Origin of the sequence: Youngimonas ophiurae (nom. illeg.), assembly GCF_049803795.1 — a bacterium.
Lineage (GTDB): Bacteria > Pseudomonadota > Alphaproteobacteria > Rhodobacterales > Rhodobacteraceae > Thalassobius.
This window is the reverse complement of sequence record NZ_JBNAGJ010000005.1, coordinates 180,739-203,194: the sequence shown is the minus strand read 5'-3', so window position 1 is coordinate 203,194 and position 22,456 is coordinate 180,739. Positions and strand designations below refer to the sequence as shown.

Annotated in this window: 21 protein-coding genes; 6 read left to right on the top strand and 15 right to left on the bottom strand. The window is 61.1% G+C overall.

Annotated features, from left to right (window positions below):
- The first annotated feature begins 33 nt into the window (after positions 1 to 33).
- Together rpsB and tsf are read left to right on the top strand one after the other, a co-directional pair.
- Positions 34 to 795 carry a 30S ribosomal protein S2 gene (gene rpsB, locus ACP15O_RS12770; protein WP_425096487.1) on the top strand — a complete coding sequence of 254 codons (762 nt, stop codon included), beginning with the start codon at positions 34 to 36 and terminating at the stop codon, positions 793 to 795.
- 81 nt (positions 796 to 876) lie between these two features.
- Positions 877 to 1,752 (top strand): translation elongation factor Ts, encoded by an 876-nt coding sequence (gene tsf, locus ACP15O_RS12765; RefSeq protein WP_425096486.1) that lies wholly within the window; start codon positions 877 to 879, stop codon positions 1,750 to 1,752.
- A gap of 468 nt (positions 1,753 to 2,220) precedes the next feature.
- Here the strand turns inward: tsf and ACP15O_RS12760 are convergent, their stop codons facing one another.
- The 3 genes from ACP15O_RS12760 to ACP15O_RS12750 form a co-directional block, all read right to left on the bottom strand.
- Entirely contained in the window at positions 2,221 to 2,976 is a 756-nt protein-coding gene (locus ACP15O_RS12760) for a helix-turn-helix transcriptional regulator (protein ID WP_425096485.1), read from the bottom strand.
- A 176-nt stretch (positions 2,977 to 3,152) separates the two neighbouring features.
- Positions 3,153 to 4,421 (bottom strand): NAD(P)/FAD-dependent oxidoreductase, encoded by a 1,269-nt coding sequence (locus ACP15O_RS12755; protein ID WP_425096484.1) that lies wholly within the window; start codon positions 4,419 to 4,421, stop codon positions 3,153 to 3,155.
- 86 nt (positions 4,422 to 4,507) lie between these two features.
- A complete protein-coding gene (locus ACP15O_RS12750; protein WP_425096483.1) occupies positions 4,508 to 5,728 on the bottom strand; it encodes an acyl-CoA dehydrogenase in 1,221 nt (406 codons plus the stop codon).
- Between the two features lie 106 nt (positions 5,729 to 5,834).
- On the opposite strand from ACP15O_RS12750, the gene ACP15O_RS12745 reads away from it, so the two are divergent.
- On the top strand, positions 5,835 to 6,743 hold the full coding sequence (locus tag ACP15O_RS12745) for a LysR family transcriptional regulator (RefSeq protein WP_425096482.1): 909 nt from the start codon (positions 5,835 to 5,837) through the stop codon (positions 6,741 to 6,743).
- 1 nt (position 6,744) lies between these two features.
- On the opposite strand, the gene phoB is transcribed toward ACP15O_RS12745, so the two are convergent.
- The 10 genes from phoB to ACP15O_RS12695 all read right to left on the bottom strand — a co-directional run bounded on the left by phoB (position 6,745) and on the right by ACP15O_RS12695 (position 16,380).
- On the bottom strand, positions 6,745 to 7,437 hold the full coding sequence (phoB, locus tag ACP15O_RS12740) for a phosphate regulon transcriptional regulator PhoB (RefSeq protein ID WP_425096481.1): 693 nt from the start codon (positions 7,435 to 7,437) through the stop codon (positions 6,745 to 6,747).
- Positions 7,438 to 7,451: 14 nt separating this feature from the next.
- Positions 7,452 to 8,168: a phosphate signaling complex protein PhoU gene (gene phoU, locus ACP15O_RS12735; RefSeq protein WP_425096480.1), complete on the bottom strand. Its 717-nt coding sequence runs from the start codon at positions 8,166 to 8,168 to the stop codon at positions 7,452 to 7,454.
- A gap of 11 nt (positions 8,169 to 8,179) precedes the next feature.
- On the bottom strand, positions 8,180 to 8,977 hold the full coding sequence (gene pstB / locus ACP15O_RS12730; protein ID WP_425096479.1) for a phosphate ABC transporter ATP-binding protein PstB: 798 nt from the start codon (positions 8,975 to 8,977) through the stop codon (positions 8,180 to 8,182).
- 16 nt (positions 8,978 to 8,993) lie between these two features.
- Complete coding sequence (pstA, locus tag ACP15O_RS12725; RefSeq protein ID WP_425096478.1) at positions 8,994 to 10,316, bottom strand: phosphate ABC transporter permease PstA; 1,323 nt, start codon at positions 10,314 to 10,316, stop codon at positions 8,994 to 8,996.
- Complete coding sequence (gene pstC / locus ACP15O_RS12720) at positions 10,313 to 11,785, bottom strand: phosphate ABC transporter permease subunit PstC (RefSeq protein WP_425096477.1); 1,473 nt, start codon at positions 11,783 to 11,785, stop codon at positions 10,313 to 10,315. Before pstC ends, pstA begins: the two co-directional genes overlap by 4 nt.
- Positions 11,786 to 11,865: 80 nt before the next feature.
- Positions 11,866 to 12,921, bottom strand: coding sequence for a substrate-binding domain-containing protein (locus ACP15O_RS12715; protein ID WP_425096476.1), 1,056 nt, complete (start codon positions 12,919 to 12,921; stop codon positions 11,866 to 11,868).
- Between the two features lie 327 nt (positions 12,922 to 13,248).
- Positions 13,249 to 14,289, bottom strand: coding sequence for a sensor histidine kinase (locus ACP15O_RS12710; RefSeq protein ID WP_425096475.1), 1,041 nt, complete (start codon positions 14,287 to 14,289; stop codon positions 13,249 to 13,251).
- Positions 14,290 to 14,322: 33 nt separating this feature from the next.
- Positions 14,323 to 14,850, bottom strand: coding sequence for a gamma carbonic anhydrase family protein (locus ACP15O_RS12705; RefSeq protein WP_425096474.1), 528 nt, complete (start codon positions 14,848 to 14,850; stop codon positions 14,323 to 14,325).
- Positions 14,847 to 15,485, bottom strand: a complete 639-nt coding sequence (gmk, locus tag ACP15O_RS12700; RefSeq protein WP_425096473.1) for a guanylate kinase — start codon at positions 15,483 to 15,485, stop codon at positions 14,847 to 14,849. The genes ACP15O_RS12705 and gmk overlap by 4 nt, the downstream gene beginning before the upstream one ends.
- A 4-nt stretch (positions 15,486 to 15,489) precedes the next feature.
- On the bottom strand, positions 15,490 to 16,380 hold the full coding sequence (locus ACP15O_RS12695) for a YicC/YloC family endoribonuclease (RefSeq protein ID WP_425096472.1): 891 nt from the start codon (positions 16,378 to 16,380) through the stop codon (positions 15,490 to 15,492).
- Between the two features lie 211 nt (positions 16,381 to 16,591).
- Between ACP15O_RS12695 and ACP15O_RS12690 the strand changes: the two genes are divergently transcribed.
- Positions 16,592 to 17,305, top strand: coding sequence for a PAS domain-containing protein (locus ACP15O_RS12690; RefSeq protein ID WP_425096628.1), 714 nt, complete (start codon positions 16,592 to 16,594; stop codon positions 17,303 to 17,305).
- Positions 17,306 to 17,391: 86 nt separating this feature from the next.
- Here the strand turns inward: ACP15O_RS12690 and ACP15O_RS12685 are convergent, their stop codons facing one another.
- On the bottom strand, positions 17,392 to 18,759 hold the full coding sequence (locus tag ACP15O_RS12685) for a class II 3-deoxy-7-phosphoheptulonate synthase (RefSeq protein ID WP_425096471.1): 1,368 nt from the start codon (positions 18,757 to 18,759) through the stop codon (positions 17,392 to 17,394).
- A gap of 174 nt (positions 18,760 to 18,933) precedes the next feature.
- On the opposite strand from ACP15O_RS12685, the gene ACP15O_RS12680 reads away from it, so the two are divergent.
- A complete protein-coding gene (locus ACP15O_RS12680; protein WP_425096470.1) occupies positions 18,934 to 19,938 on the top strand; it encodes a GlxA family transcriptional regulator in 1,005 nt (334 codons plus the stop codon).
- Here ACP15O_RS12680 and ACP15O_RS12675 read toward each other — a convergent pair.
- Entirely contained in the window at positions 19,935 to 21,026 is a 1,092-nt protein-coding gene (locus tag ACP15O_RS12675) for a PQQ-dependent sugar dehydrogenase (RefSeq protein WP_425096469.1), read from the bottom strand. The two genes, ACP15O_RS12680 and ACP15O_RS12675, sit on opposite strands and share 4 nt — an antisense overlap.
- A gap of 161 nt (positions 21,027 to 21,187) precedes the next feature.
- Here ACP15O_RS12675 and ACP15O_RS12670 point away from each other — a divergent pair, with 161 nt between their 5' ends.
- Complete coding sequence (locus ACP15O_RS12670) at positions 21,188 to 22,387, top strand: ABC transporter substrate-binding protein (RefSeq protein ID WP_425096468.1); 1,200 nt, start codon at positions 21,188 to 21,190, stop codon at positions 22,385 to 22,387.
- Positions 22,388 to 22,456 lie beyond the last annotated feature (69 nt).

Below are 22,456 nucleotides of genomic sequence, written 5' to 3'. Positions count from 1 at the left end.
CCCGCTGAGGCGAAACCGGAAAAGGAAAACGACATGGCTCTTCCCGAGTTCACCATGCGCCAGCTGCTGGAAGCAGGCGTTCACTTTGGCCACCAGACCCAACGCTGGAACCCCCGTATGGGCGAGTTCATCTACGGTAGCCGCAACGGCATCCACATCATGGACCTGACCCAGACCGTTCCCATGCTGGACGCGGCTCTGAATGTTGTGCGTGACACCGTTGCCAAGGGCGGCCGCGTGCTGTTCGTCGGCACCAAGCGCCAGGCCGCAGCCCCGATCGCGGACGCTGCCGAGCGCTGCGCACAGTATTACATGAACCACCGCTGGCTGGGCGGCACCCTGACCAACTGGCAGACCGTTTCGCAGTCGATCAACCGTCTGAAAGCAATCGACGAAAAGCTGGAAGGCGGCGCCGAAGGCCTGACCAAGAAAGAGCGCCTGAACATGGAACGCGACCAGGAGAAGCTGCAAGCTTCGCTGGGCGGCATCCGTGAAATGGGCGGCGTGCCGGATCTGCTGTTCGTCATCGACGTGAAAAAAGAAGCGCTGGCCATCGCCGAAGCCAAGAAACTGGGCATTCCGGTTGTGGCCGTGGTTGACACCAACTGCTCGCCCGATGGCATCGACTACATCATCCCCGGCAACGATGACGCCGCCCGCGCCATCGCTCTGTACACCGATCTGGTGTCGCGCGCGGCCCTGGACGGCATGACCGCTCAGATGGGCGCCGCCGGCGTGGACCTGGGCGCTCTGGAAGAGACCGTCGAGGAAGCCATCGAAGGCGCCGAAGCCTAAGGCCTGGCCGTCATCAAACTGATACGGGCTGCGGGCATTGTCCGCGCCCGACACATAGATTTCAATTCGAGGAGAGCCACTATGGCGATCACTGCTGCACAGGTAAAAGAACTGCGCGAATCCACCGGCGTTGGCATGATGGACGCGAAAAAAGCCCTGGTTGAAAACGATGGCGACATGGAAGCCGCCGTTGACTGGCTGCGCACCAAAGGTCTGGCCAAAGCCGCCAAGAAAGCCGGCCGTACCGCCGCCGAGGGCCTGGTGGCCGTCGCCGTGGACGCTGGCAAGGGTGTTGCTGTCGAGGTGAACTCGGAAACCGACTTCGTTGCGAAAAACGCCGAATTCCAGGGCATGGTGAAAGACATCGCCGGCGCGGCGCTGACCGTTGCCGATGTTGACGCGCTGAAAGCGGCCGAGATCGGCGGCAAGACCGTCGAAACCATCATCACCGACAAGATCGCCACCATCGGCGAAAACATGTCGCTGCGCCGCATGGCCTCGATCGAGGCGGGCACCGTTGTCACCTATGTGCACAACGCCGCCGCGGATGGCATGGGTAAAATCGGTGTTCTGGTCGGCCTGAACGGCGGTGACGAGGCATTCGGCAAACAGGTTGCCATGCACATCGCAGCCGCGAACCCCGCCGCCCTGGGCGAAGCCGATCTGGATCCGGCCGTTGTCGAGAAGGAAAAGCAGGTTCAGATCGACATCGCACGCGAATCCGGCAAGCCCGAGAACATCATCGAAAACATGATCAAGGGCCGCATGAAGAAATTCATCGCTGAATCGACTCTGCTGGGTCAGGCGTTCGTTGTGAACCCCGATCTGACCGTCGAAGCTGCCGCCAAAGAAGCTGGCGCCGAGATCGTCGGTTTCGTCCGCATGGAAGTGGGCGAAGGCATCGAGAAGAAAGAAGAAGACTTCGCAGCCGAGGTGGCCAAAGCCGTTCAGGGCTAAGCCCAGCTGCATAAGTTCCAAAAGAACCCCAGGTCTTTGGCTTGGGGTTTTTTTATGTGGTTTAAACCGCAGGGCAGGGCGCCTAGGGCGCATAAAAAGAGGCGGCGCTGTCCAGCCACAGGACAGCACCGCCTGAATTCGACCAGCCCCTGACTAAATGGGGATGAAGCGGGCGCCGGTCTTAGTACCGACCTGTAGAGTAGAATAACCCCACAGGCCGGCGTCCGGAAAAATCCGGGGTATCGACAGAGCTCTGCAATCTCAGAGGGTATCGACCCTATGCTCCTAGGCCAAAGCCACCACTCACGGAACACGTTGAATTTGGACTTTTACGCCGGGTTAAGAAAGTATGGGATTCCCTACCTTTGGCCCTCTATCCCTTTGAGAACGCGAAAAGTATGGAATACCTTACCCTTTGGCGGGCCGGTTCGCATTGACTTGAAAAAGCCGCCGAAGCCGTTTGCCGGCTTAGACTTCCATCACGAACATCTGGTTCTGCAAAGCGGCTTTCAGAACCGCCTGCGCGGTCGTCTCAACGCTCAGGGCTTCGCGCGCAAGTCGTAGGTGTTTCTCGACCGTGGCGGGCGTCAGGCCCATCAGAATGGCGATGTCCTGCGTCGTCTTACCGTCGCCGACCCATTCCAATGCCTCGCGCTGACGCTTTGTCAGCTGCCGCGAGGGGCCCGAATAGGGCAGGGTCATGATCTTCAGATGCGCCACATTGTTGATGACCAGGATATCCTCGCCATGCTTGTGCCAGATCGCATCCACCTCGTCCTGAGACAAGCCCGACTGCGCGGTCAGCGCGATCGCACCTTTCGAACGCGGCGAGATCGATTCAAAACTGATCGAGTATCCGGCCGTCACATCCATCGTCTGGTTAAAGGCGATGACCTTGCGCTCAGCCTCGCTTAGCGCGCCTTCTTCGGTCATCTGGCCCAGGATGCTCCAGCTGCACGCGCCTTCGTTTTCCAGCACCCAGCGCACCATCGGCGCATGGGAATACAGCCCTTGGCCCATGAAAACGTCGGTATATTCGGCTTTGTGGTTCGACAGAACAACATAGTCTTCGGGGTCGCCCAAAGAGTTCCCAGACCGATAGCGCGTGAAGCCATACAGCAGCCGGTCAAACCCGTAGCTGGCCATCTTGCGTGTATGCATGTCCCAAAGCGCCTCGATGCTCTGTGTGTTGGTCAGAGCGGTCAGGTACTGAGACAGGTTCACGGCAAACTCCCTGCAAAAGGGTAAACGATGGGGACACAAGAGTGTGAATGTGTGTGGCTGAAGTTGATTTACAACGCTGCAAACCGGCTTGTCGAGAAAAGAGCGGACCGAAAAGTAAAAAAACTCAAATATGTCACACAATGGCTCATTATATTACCATAATACTGATTATGCGATTACTGGGTGCGATGCCCCAGGAAATGTATAATCCGCGCGCCTGTCTCGTAGAACTGCCCTTTTGCCCCTGTCAGGCGTTCCGAATATGCGTTGATGGGGGCAATCGGCAACGCGGCCTCGTTTTGTGTCAGCAAAGCCCTGGCGCAGCTTTCTCCGAACACAGTCCCCGGTGAAATCCCGCGTCCCGAATATCCGAACACGGCCAGCGCATTCGGGCCGATGCGCCGGATTTTGGGCACATGATCTTGGGTCATGCCGATGCGTCCGGACCAGAAATGCGCAAAGCTCTGTCCGGCAAGCTGCGGGAAAAGCCGTGCCAGCGCCCGCTGCGCCCATGCCCTATGAATGCCCAGACGATCCGGCTGCCCCATTGCGCCCAGAATGAAGCGCCCTGCCTGATCCTTTCGAAAAGACGTCATGATCAGCCCGGTGTCCCAGCAGCCCTCGTTATTTGGCAAAATCTCGGCCCCAAGCGGTTCCGGCAGTGGCCGGGTGGCCAATTGAAAGAAATGCACCGGCACAATAGGATCGGTCTTTAACCCATTGAAATCCTGATGATAAGCATTCGTGGCAATCAGCAGATTTCGGGCCGTGACCTTGCCCAGAGGCGTTTCGATCCGCCAATCACCGTCATGAAAAATCGCGTCTGCCGGACTGTGTTCGTGCAGTCGGGCGCCCGCTTGTTGCGCGGCGCGCGCCAGGCCCATCGCATAGCCAAGCGGCTGAACGGTCCCTGCCCTATGGTCTTTCAATGCTCCGTGAAACTTATTAGAACCAATGGCTTGCGCTGCGCTCTTAATGTCCAGTATCTGCACCGGAGCCTGGCGCGCCTGCTGTTGGCTGTATCGGTTTTGCAGATCCGCCAGGCCGGGCGCGGAATGCGCGCAATGCAGGGTTCCGTTCCGGACGGGCTCGCATTGGATATCAAAGCGGTCAATCAGATCAAAGACCCGCCCCGGCCCCGCAGCAAGCGCGGTATTCAGGCGCTCGCCGGCTTCTTGGCCCATTTGCGCAATAACCTGATCGGGGGGCAGCCAGAGCCCGGCATTCACCAGCCCGACATTCCGGCCCGATCCGCCATGTCCGATGGTCCGGGCCTCCAGCACAATCACGCTGGCCCCTTGGCGGGCCGCACTCAGCGCGGCCGAGCAGCCGGTGAACCCGCCTCCGATAATGGCTAGATCCACCGAGGTGTCCCCAGTATGGGGCTGGGTCTCGATCCGCTCGGCACAGGTGGCGGCCCACAGGTTTTTATTGGCTTTTTTCATAGCTTAGCGGTACCTGCGCGGCTGCGCGCCTGCAAGCCTGGGATGCGTGTCAGAGAGCGCCCTGCCCTCTGACACCTGCGCAGTGGTCAGAAAAACGCCTGTAGCCCCGTCTGAGCTCGCCCCAGAATCAGCGCGTGCACGTCATGGGCCCCCTCGTAGGTGTTTACGGTTTCCAGGTTCACCATGTGGCGGATGACGCCGAATTCCAGGCTGATTCCGTTGCCACCGTGCATGTCGCGGGCCATCCGGGCGATCTCCAGCGCCTTGCCGCAATTGTTGCGTTTGACGATGCTGATCATTTCCGGCGCCGCATCGGCCTGATCCATCAATCGGCCCACGCGCAGGCTGGCTTGCAGGCCCAGGGCGATCTCGGTCTGCATATCGGCCAGTTTTTTCTGATAGAGCTGCGTACCGGCCAGCGGTTTCTTGAACTGGTGACGGTCCAGACCGTATTGGCGCGCGGCATGCCAGCAGAACTCGGCCGCGCCCAGAACGCCCCAGCTGATGCCATAGCGCGCGCGGTTCAGGCAGCCGAACGGCCCCTTCAGCCCTTCAACATGCGGCAGCAGCGCGTCCTCGCCCACCTCGACATTTTCCAGCACGATTTCCCCGGTGATCGAGGCCCGCAGCGACATCTTTTTCTCGATCTTCGGAGCGCTCAGCCCCTTGGTGCCCTTATCCAGCACAAAGCCGCGGATCTTACCGCCATGGGCGTCGGATTTCGCCCAGACCACGAAAACATCCGCGATCGGACTGTTCGAAATCCACATTTTCGAGCCGTTCAGCACATAGCCCCCATCCGTTTTCGTGGCGCGGGTTTTCATGCCGGCCGGGTCGCTGCCCGCGTCGGGCTCGGTCAGGCCAAAGCAGCCGATCCATTCGCCGCTGGACAGTTTAGGCAGGTATTTTTTTCGTTGCTCTTCAGTGCCATAGGCATAGATCGGGTACATCACCAGCGAGCTTTGCACCGACATCATCGAGCGGTATCCGCTATCCACCCGCTCGACCTCGCGGGCGACCAGACCGTAGGACACATAGCCCGCGCCCAGCCCGCCATATTGCTCGGGGATGGTGGTGCCCAGAAGGCCCATTTCCCCCATTTCGCGGAAAATCTCGGGGTTGGTGTATTCGTTCTGAAAGGCCTCCAGCACGCGCGGTTGCAGCTTTTCGGTGCAATAGGCGGCGGCGCTGTCGCGGATCATCCGCTCGTCCTCTTGCAGTTGATCGTTCAGCTTGAACGGGTCGTCCCAGATGAAGCCGTGCAGATCGGGGGCATCCTTGGCGCGCAGGGTGGGTTTTTCGGTCATTTTTCCGTCCTGAATTTATGGAATTATGCGTTGATGTTGACAATAGAGGCTACAAGAGGCCAAAAACAGCGAGAAATCCACATAAATACATGAGTAAACCGCATATATGAGTCTGTCACGTCGCCTGCTGCCCTCGATCGCGTCCCTTAGGGCGCTTGAGGCGCTGGACCGTCTGGGGTCGGCCACGGCCGTCGCAGAAGAGCTGAACCAGACGCAAAGCGCGGTCAGCCGGCAGTTGCAATCGCTGGAAGCCTATCTGGAGGCCGATCTGATCCTGCGCGAGCGCAAACGCATGACCCTGACCCCGGCCGCGCAGGACTATGTAAAGGACGTGCGCGCCGCGCTTCAGCAGATTGCGCAGGCCAGCCTGAATCTGCGCGTAAACCCCGAGGGCGGCAGCCTGAACCTGGCGATCCTGCCCACCTTTGGGATGCGCTGGCTGGTGCCGCGATTGTCCGAATTCGCGCAGCGTCACCCTGAGGTGACAATCAACATGTCCACCCGGTTGCAGAGCGTGAACTTTTCCGCAGAACCCTTTGATGCTGCTATACAATATGGCGAAAAGGAATGGCCGGGAACCGACCGGCTGAGGCTGATGTCGGAACATGTTCTGCCGGTCTGTGCCCCCGATCTGATCGCCGGGCAGACCCTTGCCCATCCGCGCGATCTGCTGAGCTATCCGCTGCTTCAGATCCAGACCCGGCCGCAGGCCTGGGCGCAATGGCTGGGCTCTTTCGGGGTGCAGGCCCGGCAGCTGAACGGCACCACTTTCGATCAGTTTTCGACGATCATTCAGGCGGCCATTCACGGGCTGGGGATCGCGCTGTTGCCCGACTATCTGGCGCACTCGGAATTGCAGAGCGGGCGTCTGGTGCCCGCCTATGGCTCGGCCACGCGGACATTGGGCAGCTACTCTCTGGTTTGGCCAAAGGAAAAAGCCCGCAAACAGGCCCTGTGCCTGTTCCGCGATTGGCTGGCCACGCAGGCCGAAACCGAGGATGGGTTGCCGCGCTAAACTATCCCAGCGCGTACCCTGCCCCACGCACCGTGCGCAGCGGATCGGTGCCGCCAAAGCGCGTCAAGGCCTTGCGCAACCGGCCGATATGCACGTCCACGGTGCGGGTGTCGACATAGATGTCGCGCCCCCAGACCCGATCCAGCAGTTGCTCGCGGCTCCAGACCCGGCCGGGTTTTTCCATAAAGGTGGACAGCAGGCGGAATTCGGTGGGGCCCAGCTTCAGCTCGTCACCATCGCGGGTGACGCGGTGGGTTTCGGCGTCCAGAACGATGTCTTCGTATTCCAGACGTTCGCCCACGGTGGCCGGGCGCGTGCGGCGCAGTTGCGCGCGCACACGGGCCATCAGTTCGATCACGGAATAGGGTTTGACCACATAGTCATCCGCCCCGGTTTCCAGCCCGCGCACCTTGTCCACCTCTTCCGAGCGCGCCGAGAGCATCAGGATCGGGATGGTCCGCGTGTCGGTCCGCGTCTTCAGGCGGCGGCAGACCTCGATTCCGGATACATTCGGCAGCATCCAGTCCAGAACGATGATGTCGGGCGTTTCCTCGTCCACCATGATCAGGCCCTCTTCGCCGTTTTCGGCTTTGACCACGCGAAATCCCTCGGCCTCAAGGTTATAGGCCAGAACTTCGCGTTGGGCGGGCTCGTCTTCGACAACAAGAACAGTGGGTTGCGGCGTTGCAGACATGGTTCAGCGCCTTCTTAGATGTTGCCCAGTTCGGCATTGACCGAGGTGTGATCGCCTTTGGGGCGGGTGTCCTCGGGCGGTTTGCCGGTCACCAGATAGACCACCTGTTCGGCGATGGCCGTCACATGATCGCCCATGCGTTCGGTGTTCTTGGCGATGAAATGCAGGTGCATACACGAGGTGATGTTGCGCGGGTCTTCCATCATGAAGGTCAGGAATTCGCGGAACAGCGCATTATACATCTGGTCCACGTCCTGATCGCGGTGGATCACGTCCAGCGCCAGTTCCGCATCGCGGCGGATATAGGCGTCCAGCGCGTCCTTCAGCATCAGCTGGACCTCGCGGGCCATGCGGCGCAGGGCGGCGTGGCTGCCATTGATCGGAGTCATCTGCACCAGAACGCCGGTCCGCTTAGCCATGTTTTTCGCGTAATCGCCGATGCGTTCCAGGTTCCCCGAGACCTTCATCACGGTCAGGATCACCCGCAGGTCCACGGCGGTGGGCGCGCGCAGGGCGATCAGTTTGGCGCAGTTTTCGTTGATCAGCTCTTCCAGATCGTCAATCGCCCGGTCGCCCGAGCGGACACGTTCGGCCATGTCCTCGTCGCGGTCTTCCAGCGATTGGGCGGCGTCCAGAATGGCGGCTTCGACCAGCCCGCCCATTTTCATGATTTGCGTCTGGATGCCTTCCAGATCGCGGTCAAAGGCAGAGACGATATGCTTATCGGTCATGGTATCTATCCTTACCCGATCCGGCCGGTGATGTAGCTTTCGGTACGCGGATCAACGGGGTTGGTGAAAATCTGGGTGGTGTCGCCGTATTCGACCAGGTTGCCCAGATGGAAGAAGGCGGTTTTCTGGCTGACACGCGCGGCCTGCTGCATCGAGTGGGTCACGATCACAACCGAGAAATTCTCGCGCAGTTCGTCGATCAGCTCTTCGACCTGGGCGGTGGCGATCGGGTCCAGGGCCGAGCACGGCTCGTCCATCAGCAGAACCTCGGGTTCGGTGGCGACGGCGCGGGCGATGCACAGGCGCTGCTGCTGACCGCCCGACAGGCCGGTACCGGGGGAATCCAGCCGGTCCTTTACCTCGTCCCAGATGGCGCCGCGGCGCAGGGATTTTTCCACGATCTCGTCCAGCTCGGCCTTGTTGCGGGCCAGGCCATGGATGCGCGGGCCGTAAGCCACGTTATCGTAGATGGATTTGGGGAACGGGTTGGGTTTCTGGAACACCATCCCCACCTTGGCGCGCAGCTGCACCGGATCGACCTTGGGGTCGTAGATGTCTTCGCTGTCCAGCAGGATGTCGCCCTCGACCCGGCAGATGTCAATCGTGTCATTCATCCGGTTCAGGCAGCGCAGGAAGGTGGATTTGCCGCAGCCCGACGGGCCGATAAAGGCGGTGACGGTCTTGTCCAGCAGATCCACGCTGACGTCTTTGATGGCATGGGTGTCACCGTAATAGACCTGGACGTTCTTGGCGGCGATCTTGGTAGCTTTCTGGTCCACGGTTTTCTCCAGACTTGGTGCGTCGTACATTTTTACCCCCTCTCGCTTACCAGCGGCGCTCGAAGCGGCGGCGCAGGATGACGGCGATGGTGTTCATGGTGATCAGGAAAACAAGCAGGATGATGATCCCGCCCCAGGCCCGTTCGTAGAAGGCCGGGTCAGCCCGTTTTGCCCATTCGTAAATCTGTGCCGGCATGGCCGAGTTGGGCGACATCAGCCCCTCGGTGATGCCACCCGGCGCGTTCGAGGCGATAAACCCGATCATCCCGATCAGCAGCAGCGGAGCGGTTTCGCCCAGTGCCTGCGCCAGCCCGATGATGGTGCCGGTCAGAATGCCCGGCGCGGCCAGCGGCAGCACATGGTGGAACACGGCCTGCATTTTCGACGCGCCAATCCCCAGCGCCGCGTCCCGAATGGAGGGCGGCACCGATTTCAGCGCGGCGCGGGTGGAAATGATGATCGTCGGCAGGGTCATCAGCGTCAGCACCAGCCCGCCCACCAGCGGCGCCGATTGCGGCAGGTGCATATAGTTGATGAAGACCGCCAGACCCAGAATGCCGAACACGATGGACGGCACGGCCGCCAGGTTCGAGATGTTCACCTCGATGATGTCGGTGATCCAGTTTTTGGGGGCGAATTCCTCAAGATAGATCGAGGCGGCCACACCGATGGGCAGCGCCAGCGCCAGCACCACCAGCATCATGAAGAACGAGCCCGCCATGGCAACACCGATCCCTGCGGCCTCGGGGCGTTGGTCGGACGCATCCGCGCCCAGGATAAAGTCCGCATTAAAGCGTTTCTCCAGCACGCCGGCCTGTTTCAGCTGATCCACGAAATCCAGCTGCGCGGCGTTGATATTCTTATCGTTGGCGATGCTTTCACGGGTGACGCGGCCTTTCAGATAGCCATCCACACGGCTGTTGGCCAGAAAGGTAAAGGTCACGGTCTGGCCGATCTGATCGGGGTTGGCCAGCACATAGTTGCGCAGCTCGGCCGCCGCCGATTTCGACAAAAGCTTGGCCTGATCCTTGGATTTCAGATCGGTTTCGATGCCGGTTTGCGTGACCGCAGCGCCAAAGGCATTCTTGATCAGCGGAGCATAGCCAAAGGTAGTGACCTTCTTCAGATCCGCCGGATCGCGGTTGCCCTTCTTGTCCAGCTTGCTTTCCAGAAGCTCGACGTTCAGCGTGATAAACGTCTGCTGGAAGGCCCCCACGCCGTTGCCCAGAATGGTGACCATCAGCAGGATCAGCATGGCCAGGCCGACACCGATCGCGGCAATGCCGTATAGCTTGAACCGGCCCTCGGCGGCGTTGCGCTTCTTGGTGCGCGCGTCCTGCGTCAGGATCGAGGTGGTTACGTCGGTCATTCGTACTGCTCCCGGTATTTGCGCACGATATACAGCGCCAGGACGTTCAGGCCCAAAGTCAGAACAAAGAGAGTCAGACCCAGGGCAAAGGCCACAAGGGTTTCAGGGCTGGCAAAGTCTCCATCCCCGGTCAGCTGACTGACGATACGGGTGGTGATGGTGGTCATGCTTTCCAGCGGGTTGGCCGAGAATTTCGCAATCGCCCCTGCCCCCATGACCACGATCATCGTCTCGCCGATGGCGCGGCTGGCGGCCAGCAGGATGGCGCCGACGATGCCGGGCAATGCTGCGGGGATGACGACTTGGCGGATGGTCTCGGACGGGGTGGCGCCTAGGCCCAGGCTGCCATCCCGCATGGATTGCGGCACGGCGTTGATGATGTCATCGGACAGCGAGGACACAAACGGGATCAGCATGATGCCCATCACGACGCCCGCGGTCAGAACCGAGGTTGCGCCGCTCATCCAATCGACCCCCAGCAGACCGCCCTCGCCAAAGGCATTAAGCAGCAGCGGACCCACCGTCAGCAGCGCAAACAGACCGTAAACGATGGTCGGGATACCGGCCAGAATTTCGAGCAGCGGCTTGGCAAAGCTGCGCGTTTTCGGGCCGGCATATTCGGACAGGTAGATCGCGGCAAACAGCCCGATCGGCACCGCCACCAGCAGCGCAATCACCGAGATATACAGCGTGCCCCACAGCAGCGGCAGGATCGACAATTCTGAATCGCCCCGGAAATTCGGCGCCCAGGTGGTGCCAAAGAAGAAGTCGGTCCAGTCGTGCAGGCCAAAGAAGTTCACCGTCTCGAACAGCATCGACAGAACGATGCCCACGGTGGTCAGGATCGCCAGCGAGGCCGCCCCGATCAGCAGAACCATGATGGCCCCTTCAACCGCATTGCGGGCCCGGAAATCCTTGTGCGATTTCAGGATCGCATAGCCAAAGCCCAGCAGCGCCACCACCAGCACGGCGATGGTTTGCATCAGATTGCCCTGGGCAGTCATCGCGCGATATTCCTGCGCGGCGTTCAGCACCTCGGGGCGCACATCCGAGCCCAAAGCCACGCCGATCTCGCCCAGACGTCCGCGCACATCGGTCAGCCCCGCGCGCATGTTGCGGGCGTCCTCTTCTGTCATGGCGCCTTTGGCCACGGCGATGTCCAGCCCGTCCGCCACGCGGCGCACATCCGACATCATCAGATCCAGCGAAGACCCCTCGGAAACCAGATGTTCGGGGATCATGCCCGACACGGCCGAATTGATCACCATGGGCTGCACGAACAGCCAGATACCCAGCACCAGAAGCGACGGAACCGCCGTGAAAATCGCGGCGTTCATCCCGTAGTATTTGGGCTGAGAATGCAAAATCCGGCTGTCACCGCCGGCTGAGGATAAGGCGCGTGCCCGGCTGAGTACGTATCCCAGCAAAGACAGGCCCAGAATAATCAGGAGAAGCCAGAAAACAGGCATATCCGCTCCGAAGTGTGAAGAAGCCTTGCGGCGAATTGGAATGAAGAGAGCGACCGGGCGGGCCGCTCTCTTCGAGGGGTTTACATGTTCGAGCCCAGGATGGCTTCGTCAGCCACGGCTTCTTGGGTTTTGACCAACTCGGGGTCGGAAACCAGACCGTATTCGGCCAGCGGGCCATCGGGGCCTGCGATCTCGTCCGAGACAAAGAATTCAGCGTATTCTTTGATGCCGGGGATCACGCCCAGGTGGGCCTTCTTGATGTAGAAATACAGCGGACGCGACACGGGGTATTCGCCGGTTGCAATCGATTCCGTCGAAGGCACAACGCCCGCCATGGTGGCGACTTGCAGCTTGTCGGTGTTGTTTTCATAGAAGGCCAGGCCGAAGACGCCGATGCCGTCTTTGTTGCTGTCGATGCGGGCCAGGGTCTCGGTGTAGTCACCGTCGATGTCCACGGACACGCCATCGGTACGCAGCGAGATACAGGCTTTCTCGGCGGCTTTCTTCTTGGCTTTGGCGGTGTCGCCTTCGGCATGGGCCAGCAGGTGCTCGAATGCGCCGGTGGCTTCGCAGCCTTCCAGGATCACCTTGTCTTCGAACACTTCACGGGTGCCGTGCTTGGTGCCGGGGATGAAGGCCTGAATGGCCTGCGCGGGGAACGCGGGGTTCACATCGGCCCAGGTCTTGTTCGGGTTGGCAACCATTTTGCCGTCCACCAGAATTTCGTCCGACAGCGCCAGGAACCAGTCGGTCTGGGTGAACTGGAAGCTTTCGCCCTTGATGTCGTTGGCAAAAACGATGCCATCATAGCCGATACGGACCTCGATGATGTCGGTCACGCCGTTTTCGGCACATTTCTTGATCTCTTTGTCTTTGATCTTGCGCGAGGCATTGGCCACGTCGATGGTGTTTTCGCCAACACCTTCACAGAAGCGCTTCAGACCGGCGGACGAGCCACCCGATTCCACAACGGGGGTGGGGAAGTCGAAGTTTTCGCCAAAGGCTTCGGCAACAATCGAAGCATAGGGCAGAACGGTGGACGAACCGGCAACCTGCACCTGATCACGGGCGGCAGCGGCGGTTGCGGAAACAGCGGCGATCGCCAGAGTGGAGGCGGTCAGTTTCACGAAGGACATGAGGATAACTCCTGATTTCGGTTACGGGGCGCACTCGTCGGCGACCTCTGTTGCGCGTCCTAAATGGGCTATGCCAACCTTTTGTGACGGGTTTGTAACAGGTTCATGACACATCCGGCAAAAAGCATGGTTTTTGTTAAAAAACAGTTCCCGCAAAAGCGTGCCGAGGGGATGTTTTTTGGCGTAATGCTTTGTTTTTATTTGGTTTTGATGTTTTTTCGCATTCCATTGCGCCCCAGCCCGTCCCGCAAAAAATTAACCGCATGTCATGAAACGCAGCGCGGGGGGACGATTTTGCCTGCACAAAGCGGTGCAGCCACGCCCCGCTCAGAGCGGCAATATGACAGTAAAACGACTGCCCTTTTCCAGCTCGCTTTCGATCTTCAGTCGTCCGCGGTGCCGGTTGATAATATGTTTCACAATCGCCAGCCCCAGCCCCGTGCCCCCCATCTCGCGCGAGCGGTGACTGTCAACGCGGTAAAACCGTTCGGTCAGGCGCGGCAGGTGAATCGGGTCGATTCCGGGGCCGGTATCCTGCACCGTCACCCGCGCAGCCGGGGCGCGCAAAGCCGGATCCCGATCCATCGTGGACAAGCTGAGCGTCACCGTGCCATCCGGCCCGCCATATTTGATCGCATTTTCCGCCAGATTGGTCAGCACCTGCCGAATTTGATCGGTATCGGCCGGCAAGTGCACCGGATCGGCCGGCATATCGGCGCGCATCGTGACATTGGCGGCCTCGGCCACAGGTTGCAGATTGCGCAGCACCGAGGTGATCAGATCGCCCAGGTTGACCGTCTCTTCGGGGCGCACGCGTTCCTGGGCCTCGACCTGGCTGAGCGACAGCAGATCGCGCACCAGGCGGTTCATCCGCCCGGCCTCGTTGGACATGATCCCCAGAAAGCGGTCTCGGGCAGCGGCATCGTCCCTGGCCGGCCCCTGTAGCGTTTCGATAAACCCCAGCAGCGCGGTCAGGGGCGTGCGCAGTTCATGGCTGACATTGGCGACGAAATCGCGGCGCATCTGCTCGGCGGCTTCCAGATGGGTGATGTCCTCGAATGTGACAAGAACCCCGGCGCGATCCGTATCCCGGATATATCCGCAATGCACCCGAAAGGTCATGTCATTGCGCCCCTGGGTGGTCAGATAGCGTGTGGTGCGCGGTTTGTTACTGGCACGGCAGGCCTCGATCGCGTCCAGAACCGAGGGCTGGCGCAGTACCGTCAGCAGGTGCCGGTCGGCCAGCGCATCTGTCTCTAGCAGCTTGGCCGCCGCTGCATTTCCCGCAACGATCCGGTCCCCGGTGGCCACCAGCAAAGCGGGCATGGGAATGGCCGTCAGCGTATCGGTGATAAGAGTGTCGCTCATGTCTGCCCTAAATTCGCTGCCCTCTGGACCCGTTCAAAGAGCGGTCAGCCCATCACGGAACCGGCGCATGTTTTCCTGATAATGCAGCGCGCTCAGCGTCAGGCGCTGGATTGCGGCCTCGTCCAGCTGGCGCACCACTTTGCCGGGCGAGCCCATGACCAGACTGCCATCGGGGATTTCCTTGCCTTCGGTGATCAGAGCATTCGCGCCGATCAGGCAGTTCTTGCCGATCCTGGCCCCATTCAGCACCGTTGCGCCCATCCCGATCAGCGAATTATCCCCGATCGTGCAGCCATGCAGCATCGCTTTGTGCCCGATGGTGCAATTCTCCCCGATGCTTAGCGGATAGCCCGCATCCGTGTGCATCACCGTGTTTTCCTGCACGTTGGAACCATCCCCGATGTCGATCAGTTCGTTATCTCCGCGCAGCGTGCAGCCGAACCAGACCGAGGCCCCCTGCCCCAGCCGCACATTCCCCACCACATTGGCGTCGGGCGCCACCCAGACATCCCCGTTTTCGGGCAGCTCGGGTGTCTTTCCGTTCAGCGCATAGAGTGTCATTGCAGTTCCTCGAATTCCGTTTGCAATTGGCGCACGTGATCCACCAGCACGGGCTGCTGAACCCGGCGCATCCGGGTTGCCGCTACGATAGTCTTCAGCTCTTCGGCTGTCTTGTCCAAATCGTCATTGACCAGCACATAATCGTAGCTGCCCCAGTGGCTGATCTCGTCCCAGCTTTTGGCCATGCGTTTGGCGATCACCTCGGCGCTGTCCTGGCCGCGGCTGACCAGACGGCGGTGCAGCTCCGTGATCGAGGGCGGCAGGATGAAAATCGACAGCACATGCGCGGCCAAGGACGAGTTGGTGATCTGCTGCGCGCCCTGCCAGTCGATATCGAACAGCACGTCCTTGCCGTTTTCGATTGCGGCCTGAACCGGCGCCTTGGGCGAGCCATAGTAATTGCCAAAGACCTGCGCGTGTTCCAGCATCCCGTCCGCGTGGACGGTGGCCTTGAACTCATCCTGGGTCATGAAATGGTAATGCTCGCCGTTGAGCTCGCCGGGGCGCGGATCGCGGGTGGTGGCCGAGACCGAGAAGTTAATCTCAGGATCCCAGGCGCGCAGACGCCCCGTCAGGGTGGATTTCCCCGCCCCCGAGGGCGACGACAAGATGATCAAAAGGCCACGTCTTTTCATCGGGTTACTCCACGTTTTGCACTTGTTCGCGCATCTGGTCGATGACGGTTTTCAGTTCCAGCCCGATGCGGGTCAGATCCACGTTTTGCGATTTCGAGCACAGCGTATTGGCCTCGCGGTTGAATTCCTGCATCAGGAAATCGAACTTGCGCCCCACCGGCCCCTTCTGCGCCAGCAACGCGCGCGCGGCCTCGATATGCGCGGTCAGGCGGTCCAATTCTTCGGTGACATCGGATTTGACGGCGATCAGCGCCAGTTCCTGGGCGACGCGGGTCTCATCCACCTCGGCCACCGAATGCGTGACCTTCTCAAGGGCGGTGCGCAGCGCGCGCTCCATGTCCGTTTTGCGGGCGGTCACGGCGGTGGTGGCCTGCGCCACCAAATCCGCGATCTGCACGATCTGCCCCGCCAAGATGCCGTTCAGGGCCTGCCCCTCGGTCGCCCGCATCTGCAAAAACTGCGTCAGAACGCGGTCGAAATCCGCCAGCAGGGCCCGCTTCAGCGCCGCAATGTCATCGTCATCGCTGCGGGTTTCCAGAACGCCCTTGACCGCCAGAACATCCGCCGCACTGGCCCGAGACAGCGGCAGCCCCGCCGCATCCGCCGCCTGGCTGACCTGTTGCAGACCGTCCAGAACCGAGGCCAGAATTTCCGCATTCACGGCCAGCGCTCCGGCGCGTTCCTCGCGGGCGAGCTTCAGCGACAGGGACACGCTGCCGCGCCCCATGGATTTGCCCAGAACCGCGCGCAGGGCGGGCTCCAGACCATCAATCCAATCGGGCACCCGCAGCCGCAGATCCAGCCCCTTGGCATTGACCGAGCGCAGCTCCCACGTCCAGCTGAAAGGTGCTTTCTCACCCGTCCCCGAGGCAAATCCGGTCATCGAATGGGTCAAGGCGCTCTCCTTTTTCTGGCTGGGCACAGCCCTAGCCATTTTGCCCAGGCGGGGCAACCCGCTGCACGAGGGGTTAACCATTTGACGCGATTTCAAGAGCAATTTTAGCGAAACCGGCCTATATTAATCCTTGGGTAACCTTTGGGCGTGTAACCATTCTTAACAAATGGTTTCACGCCTCTGGTGGGGCATGAAACCGTGGGTGAAAGAGATGTTTTTCGGTGGGTATAATGGGCATGATGCTGGGCGCAACGGAACCAATGTTGTCGAGATCGGCCAGCATCTGATGCAGAACCGTTTTCCTGAAATTGCCGAGGTGGATGCCTATTGGACGGCGCTGAAGGGCTCGCGTCAGGTGCCCGCCCGGCTGGAGATCGACCCGCGCGGGATCGAGGGGGCCCTGTCCTCTGTGTTCCTGCTGGAACGGATCGCGCCGGGCATCGCGCGCATTCGTCTGGCGGGCCACGATCTGAACGATCTGATGGGAATGGAAGTGCGCGGAATGCCCTTTTCCAGCTTCATGGCGCCGCAAACCCGCGCCCGTTTCGCCGATTATCTGGAGCAGGTTTTCACCGCGCCCGCGAAACTGGTGGCCGACCTGAGCGCCGAGCGCGCCCTGGGCAAACCGAAATGCGAGGCGCGGCTGCTGATCCTGCCGCTGACAGATACGGAAAACCGGATCACCCGTGCTCTGGGGTGTCTGTCGGTCCACGGGAAAATCGGCCGCGCGCCGCGCCGGTTCACCATGACATCGCAGCAATTGCGCCCGCTGGACGGGGCCGTTCCGCTGCCGCGCGCGGCCAAGCAAGAGCAGAGGGTTTACAGTTTCGCCGAGACGCCTCAGCCTTTTGACCGGCCCGATCAACGCCGTGCGCAGGGCATGCACGATCAGCCCTATCTGCGACTGGTCAAAACCGACGACTAGATCGGAAAACCAGTTTGCAAAAGCCAGTCTGACAAAAAAAGGCGCGCCAATTAAAGCGCGCCTTTTCAATATATTATGAGGCGGTCTTAAACCGCTTCGGCCTGCTTTTCATCGCGCAGCGCGGACAGTTCCTCGGCCACGAGGAAAGCCAGTTCCAGCGATTGCGAGGCATTCAGGCGCGGGTCACATGCAGTGTGATACCGGGCCGAGAGATCCTCTTCGGTGACAGCGCGCACGCCGCCGGTGCATTCGGTCACGTCCTGGCCGGTCATCTCGAAATGCACGCCGCCGGGAACGGTCCCTTCGGCGCGGTGGATGGCAAAGAATTCCTGAACCTCGCGCAGCACGCTATCGAAGGGCCGGGTTTTATAGCCCGAGGCCGACTTGATCGTGTTGCCATGCATCGGGTCACAGGACCAGACGACATTGGCGCCCTCTTCCTGCACGGTTTTGATCAGACGCGGCAGGTGTTCGCCCACTTTGCCCGCGCCGAAACGCGCGATCAGGGTCAGGCGGCCCGCCTCGTTTTCCGGGTTCAGTTTGTTCATCAGAACCTTCAGATCCTCGGCCGTGGTGGTGGGACCGCATTTCAGACCGATCGGGTTCATGACACCGCTGAGGAATTCCACATGCGCGCCATCGGGCTGACGGGTACGATCGCCGATCCACAGCATATGACCCGAGCCAGCCAGCCATTTGCCAGAGGTCGAATCCATCCGGGTCAGCGCCTCTTCGTATTCCAGCAGCAGCGATTCATGGCTGGTGTAGAAGCTGACGGTTTGCAGCGCGTTGGTGCGCGTGCTGTCCACGCCCGCGGCCTTCATAAAGTCCAGCGTGTCGCTGATCCGGTTGGCCATTTCGCGATATTTCGCGGCCTTTTCCCCTTCGGTAAAGCCCAGCGTCCACTGGTGCACCTGATGCACATCCGCGTAACCGCCGGTGCTGAAGGCGCGCAGCAGGTTCAGCGTGGCCGCCGATTGCGTATAGGCTTGCAGCATCTTGGCCGGGTCCGGGATACGTGCGTCCGAGGTGAAATCCAGCTCGTTGATGATGTCGCCGCGATAGCTGGGCAGTTCCACGCCATCCACGGTCTCCGTGGGCGCCGAGCGCGGCTTGGCGAATTGGCCCGCCATACGGCCGACCTTGATCACCGGCACCTTGGCGCCATAGGTCAGCACCATCGCCATCTGCAACATCACCTTGAACGTATCGCGGATCGCATTGGCGCTGAACTGATCGAAGCTTTCGGCGCAATCGCCGCCTTGCAGCAAAAAGGCCTCGCCGCGCGAGGCAGCCGCCAGAGACTCCTTCAGCTTGCGTGCCTCACCGGCAAAAACCAGGGGCGGATATTTCGACAGCTGCGACTCGACGGCGGTCAGGGCTGCCGCGTCCGTATAGTCGGGCATCTGAACCCTGGGCTTGCTGCGCCAGCTGGTTTTTTGCCACTCACTCATCGTTCCACTCCGGTTGGTCCTGATTTCGGTCGTTCTTCTATACAGAAGCCCCTGCCCATGCGCCACACAGAATTGCGCGAAACTTCTACGACATTGGGCGGTTGTGTTTGCGGGCTCTTGAACGGGTGGGGCAAAGGTGCTGATACTTTCGTTCAGATTCTTGAAAGGCCCCGAATGGAAGACACACTCCCGTCTGTGGATGTTGCGCCGCTTACCAGCAAGCCACGCCGCTTCGTTTTCGTCCTGCTTCCGAATTTTACGCTGCTGAGTTTTGCCTCGGCGCTGGACAGTCTGCGCCTGGCCAACCAGATGGCCGGCAAAGAGCTGTACAGCTGGACGCTGATTGGCGAGGGCGGGCAGACCATGCGCTGCTCCTCGGGGGTCGAGATGAACCTGGACGATGACCTGTGCGAGCTGTCCCGCGACGACACGGTGCTGATCTGCGGCGGGCTGAATATTCAGGACGCGGTGACCCGCAAACTGCTGTCCTGGATGCGCCGCGAGGCCCGCCGGGGGCTGATGATGGGCGGGCTGTGCACGGCCACCTATGCGTTGGCGCGCGCGGGGCTGATCTCGGAAAAACGCGCGACGATCCATTGGGAAAATCAGGACAGCTTTGCCGAGGAATTCCACGACGTGCACCTGACCAAGCGGGTTTTCGTGATTGATGGCAATCGGTTCAGCACGGCGGGGGGGACGTCCTCTATTGATCTGATGCTGCATTTCATCGCCGCCGATTACGGGCAAGAGCTGGCCAATGGCGTGGCCGATCAGCAGATTTACAGCTCGATCCGGACGGATAAGGACGCGCAGCGCCTGTCCACCCCCACCCGGATCGGCGTGCGCCATCCCAAACTGGCGCAGGTCATCCAGAAGATGGAGGCCAATATCGAGGATCCGATCAGCCCCGCCGTTCTGGCCAGCCAGGTGGGCATGTCCACGCGGCAGCTGGAGCGGCTGTTCCGCCGCTACCTGAACCGCTCGCCCAAGCGCTATTATATGGAACTGCGCCTGCAAAAGGCCCGTAACCTGCTGATGCAGACGGACATGAGCGTGATCAACGTGGCGCTAGCCTGTGGGTTTGCCTCGCCCTCGCATTTTTCGAAATGCTACCGCGCGCATTACGACACCACCCCCTACCGCGAGCGCGGCAGCCACGGGGCGAAATCCAGCGCTTAATCCGGTACGATCCGATAGAGCGCGCCCTGCCCCTCGCTGAGGAACCACAGCGCGCCGTCCGGTCCGGTCTGCACATCCCGCACGCGCAGGGTTTCAGGCGTTTTGATCTGCGCGACCTCTTGCAGAGGCTGCCCAGACAGGCGCGCGATATAGTCGAATTTCAGCGAGCCGACAAAAGCATCGCCGCGCCAGTCGGGGAATAGCGCCCCGTCATAGAAGGTCAGCCCCGAAGGCGCAATCGACGGATCCCAGTAAAGTTCAGGCTGCTCCATGCCCTCTTTGTGCGTGCCTTCTCCGATGCGCAGGCCCGAATAATGCCGCCCATAAGCGATCACGGGCCAGCCGTAATTCGCCCCGCGCTTGATCAGGTTCACCTCATCCCCGCCGCGCGCGCCATGTTCGCTGACCCATAACCGCCCCTGACTGTCCAGCGCCGCCCCCTGCGGATTTCGATGCCCGTAAGACCAGATTTCCGGCAACGCGCCGGGCAGGCCGGCTCCGACGGGGGTGCCATCGGGGTGAATGCGGATCACGCTGCCATTATGGCGCGTCAGATCCTGCGCCGAGGGCCGGTCTGCGCGCTCTCCGATTGTCAGGAAAAGCGCGCCATCGGGGGTCTCGACAATCCGGCCGCCAAAATGCCGCCCGCCCCGGCTGCCGGGGCTGATCTGGAAGATTTCCTGCACCTGGGTTAGCCGCGTTGCGCCCTGGGGCAGCACCGCACGGGCCAAAGCCGTCCCCGATCCGCGCCCCTGAGATTTGGCATAGCTCAGGTAAATCCGTCGCGTTGTCGCGAAATCCCGCGCAACGGCCACATCCAGCAGCCCGCCCTGCCCCTCGATCGCCATTTCAGGCAGGCCCTGAATCGCATGTTTGCTGCCGTCCTGTGCGACCTGCCACAGCGTGCCCTCGCGGTCCGTCACCAGCATCGCGCCGCCCGGCAGGAAATCCAGCGCCCAGGGAACGAAGAAGCCCTCGGCCACAAGCGTTACCCGGTACTGCGCCAGCGCGGGCAGCGCAGCCAAAGCGGCCACGGCAATCGCCACCCCGCGGCACAGGTTCAGAACAGGTGTGAACGGTTTGGGCATTGCGATCCCCTTTCCCCCAAGTCAGCTAGACCGCGCGGTCAAAAAAGCCAGTCAGTCAGGTGTAATCCTTATGAAATACCCGGCCCGAAAGGCGCTTTTCTTTTTTAAACACGAGGTCTAGGCTCTTGCTCGGACGAATGTTCCAATCTTGGGAGTATGACATGAAAAAATTTCTGATGGCTACGGCCGCAACCGCCCTGCTGGCCGGCACCGCAATGGCGGATGGGCATGGCAATGCCGTGAAACTGGGCGTTATCCTGGGCTTTACCGGCCCGATTGAATCGCTGACCCCGGCCATGGCCGCCGGTGCCGAGCTGGCCATGAGCGAAGTCACCGAAAGCCACAAACTGCTGGGCGGCAAACATGTCGAGCCAGTGCGCGCGGATTCGACCTGCGTGGATGCCGGCGCGGCCACCGCAGCGGCTGAACGTCTGATCACCTCGGATGGGGTGAAGGGCATCATGGGGGCCGATTGCTCGGGTGTGACGGGGGCCGTTCTGGCCAATGTCGCCGTGCCCAACGGTATCGTGATGATCAGCCCCTCGGCCACCTCGCCGGCGCTGTCGGCAGCCGAGGACAACGGCCTGTTCTTCCGCACCGCGCCCTCGGATGCGCGTCAGGGGCAGGTGCTGGCCGATGTGCTGATGGAAAAAGGCATCAAATCCGTTGCCGTGACCTATACCAACAACGACTATGGTAAGGGCCTGGCCGACAGCTTTGCCGCGGCCTATGCGGCTGCGGGCGGCACCGTGACCACCACCGCCGCGCATGAGGACGGCAAGGCGGATTACTCGGCCGAAGTGGGCGCGCTGGCGGCGGCTGGCGGCGATGCGCTGGTTGTGGCCGGCTATGTCGATCAGGGCGGCCCCGGTGTGATCCGCGCCGCGCTGGATGCCGGTGCCTTTGAAACCTTCGTGCTGCCCGATGGCATGATCGGCTCGGCGCTTGAGGAAACCTTCGGCGATGAGATCGACGGCTCGATCGGCACCGTGCCCGGCACCGAAAGCGAAGGCGCGGCCATGATGGCCAAGATGATCGCAGACGCCGGCATCGAAGGCGGTGACGGCCCCTATGTGGGCGAAAGCTATGACGCGGCCGCGCTGATCTTGCTGGCGATGCAGGCGGCTGGCTCGGCCGAGGCAGGCGATTACAAAGCCAAGATCATGGATGTGGCCAACGCACCTGGTGAGAAAATCTATCCCGGTGAGCTGGGCAAGGCGCTGGAAATCCTGACCGCAGGCGGCGAGATCGACTATGTGGGCGCCACCGCCGTGGAACTGATCGGCCCCGGCGAAGCCGCTGGCGGTTACCGCGAGATCGAAGTTCAGGGCGGCAAACTGACCACGGTCAAATACCGCTAAGTCACGCTTGACGATCCGAGACAGCCCGGCCATTTGCCGGGCTGTTTCATAATAACAGCGCAAAAACGC

What these genes read in the sequence shown, in the direction of transcription:
- rpsB (WP_425096487.1), top strand. Translation starts at nt 34, where the DNA reads ATGGCTCTTCCCGAGTTCACCATGCGCCAGCTGCTGGAAGCAGGCGTT.
- tsf (WP_425096486.1), top strand. Translation starts at nt 877, where the DNA reads ATGGCGATCACTGCTGCACAGGTAAAAGAACTGCGCGAATCCACCGGC.
- ACP15O_RS12755 (WP_425096484.1), bottom strand. Translation starts at nt 4,421, where the DNA reads ATGAAAAAAGCCAATAAAAACCTGTGGGCCGCCACCTGTGCCGAGCGG.
- ACP15O_RS12750 (WP_425096483.1), bottom strand. Translation starts at nt 5,728, where the DNA reads ATGACCGAAAAACCCACCCTGCGCGCCAAGGATGCCCCCGATCTGCAC.
- ACP15O_RS12745 (WP_425096482.1), top strand. Translation starts at nt 5,835, where the DNA reads ATGAGTCTGTCACGTCGCCTGCTGCCCTCGATCGCGTCCCTTAGGGCG.
- phoB (WP_425096481.1), bottom strand. Translation starts at nt 7,437, where the DNA reads ATGTCTGCAACGCCGCAACCCACTGTTCTTGTTGTCGAAGACGAGCCC.
- phoU (WP_425096480.1), bottom strand. Translation starts at nt 8,168, where the DNA reads ATGACCGATAAGCATATCGTCTCTGCCTTTGACCGCGATCTGGAAGGC.
- pstB (WP_425096479.1), bottom strand. Translation starts at nt 8,977, where the DNA reads ATGTACGACGCACCAAGTCTGGAGAAAACCGTGGACCAGAAAGCTACC.
- pstA (WP_425096478.1), bottom strand. Translation starts at nt 10,316, where the DNA reads ATGACCGACGTAACCACCTCGATCCTGACGCAGGACGCGCGCACCAAG.
- pstC (WP_425096477.1), bottom strand. Translation starts at nt 11,785, where the DNA reads ATGCCTGTTTTCTGGCTTCTCCTGATTATTCTGGGCCTGTCTTTGCTG.
- ACP15O_RS12715 (WP_425096476.1), bottom strand. Translation starts at nt 12,921, where the DNA reads ATGTCCTTCGTGAAACTGACCGCCTCCACTCTGGCGATCGCCGCTGTT.
- ACP15O_RS12710 (WP_425096475.1), bottom strand. Translation starts at nt 14,289, where the DNA reads ATGAGCGACACTCTTATCACCGATACGCTGACGGCCATTCCCATGCCC.
- ACP15O_RS12705 (WP_425096474.1), bottom strand. Translation starts at nt 14,850, where the DNA reads ATGACACTCTATGCGCTGAACGGAAAGACACCCGAGCTGCCCGAAAAC.
- gmk (WP_425096473.1), bottom strand. Translation starts at nt 15,485, where the DNA reads ATGAAAAGACGTGGCCTTTTGATCATCTTGTCGTCGCCCTCGGGGGCG.
- ACP15O_RS12690 (WP_425096628.1), top strand. Translation starts at nt 16,592, where the DNA reads ATGTTTTTCGGTGGGTATAATGGGCATGATGCTGGGCGCAACGGAACC.
- ACP15O_RS12685 (WP_425096471.1), bottom strand. Translation starts at nt 18,759, where the DNA reads ATGAGTGAGTGGCAAAAAACCAGCTGGCGCAGCAAGCCCAGGGTTCAG.
- ACP15O_RS12680 (WP_425096470.1), top strand. Translation starts at nt 18,934, where the DNA reads ATGGAAGACACACTCCCGTCTGTGGATGTTGCGCCGCTTACCAGCAAG.
- ACP15O_RS12675 (WP_425096469.1), bottom strand. Translation starts at nt 21,026, where the DNA reads ATGCCCAAACCGTTCACACCTGTTCTGAACCTGTGCCGCGGGGTGGCG.
- ACP15O_RS12670 (WP_425096468.1), top strand. Translation starts at nt 21,188, where the DNA reads ATGAAAAAATTTCTGATGGCTACGGCCGCAACCGCCCTGCTGGCCGGC.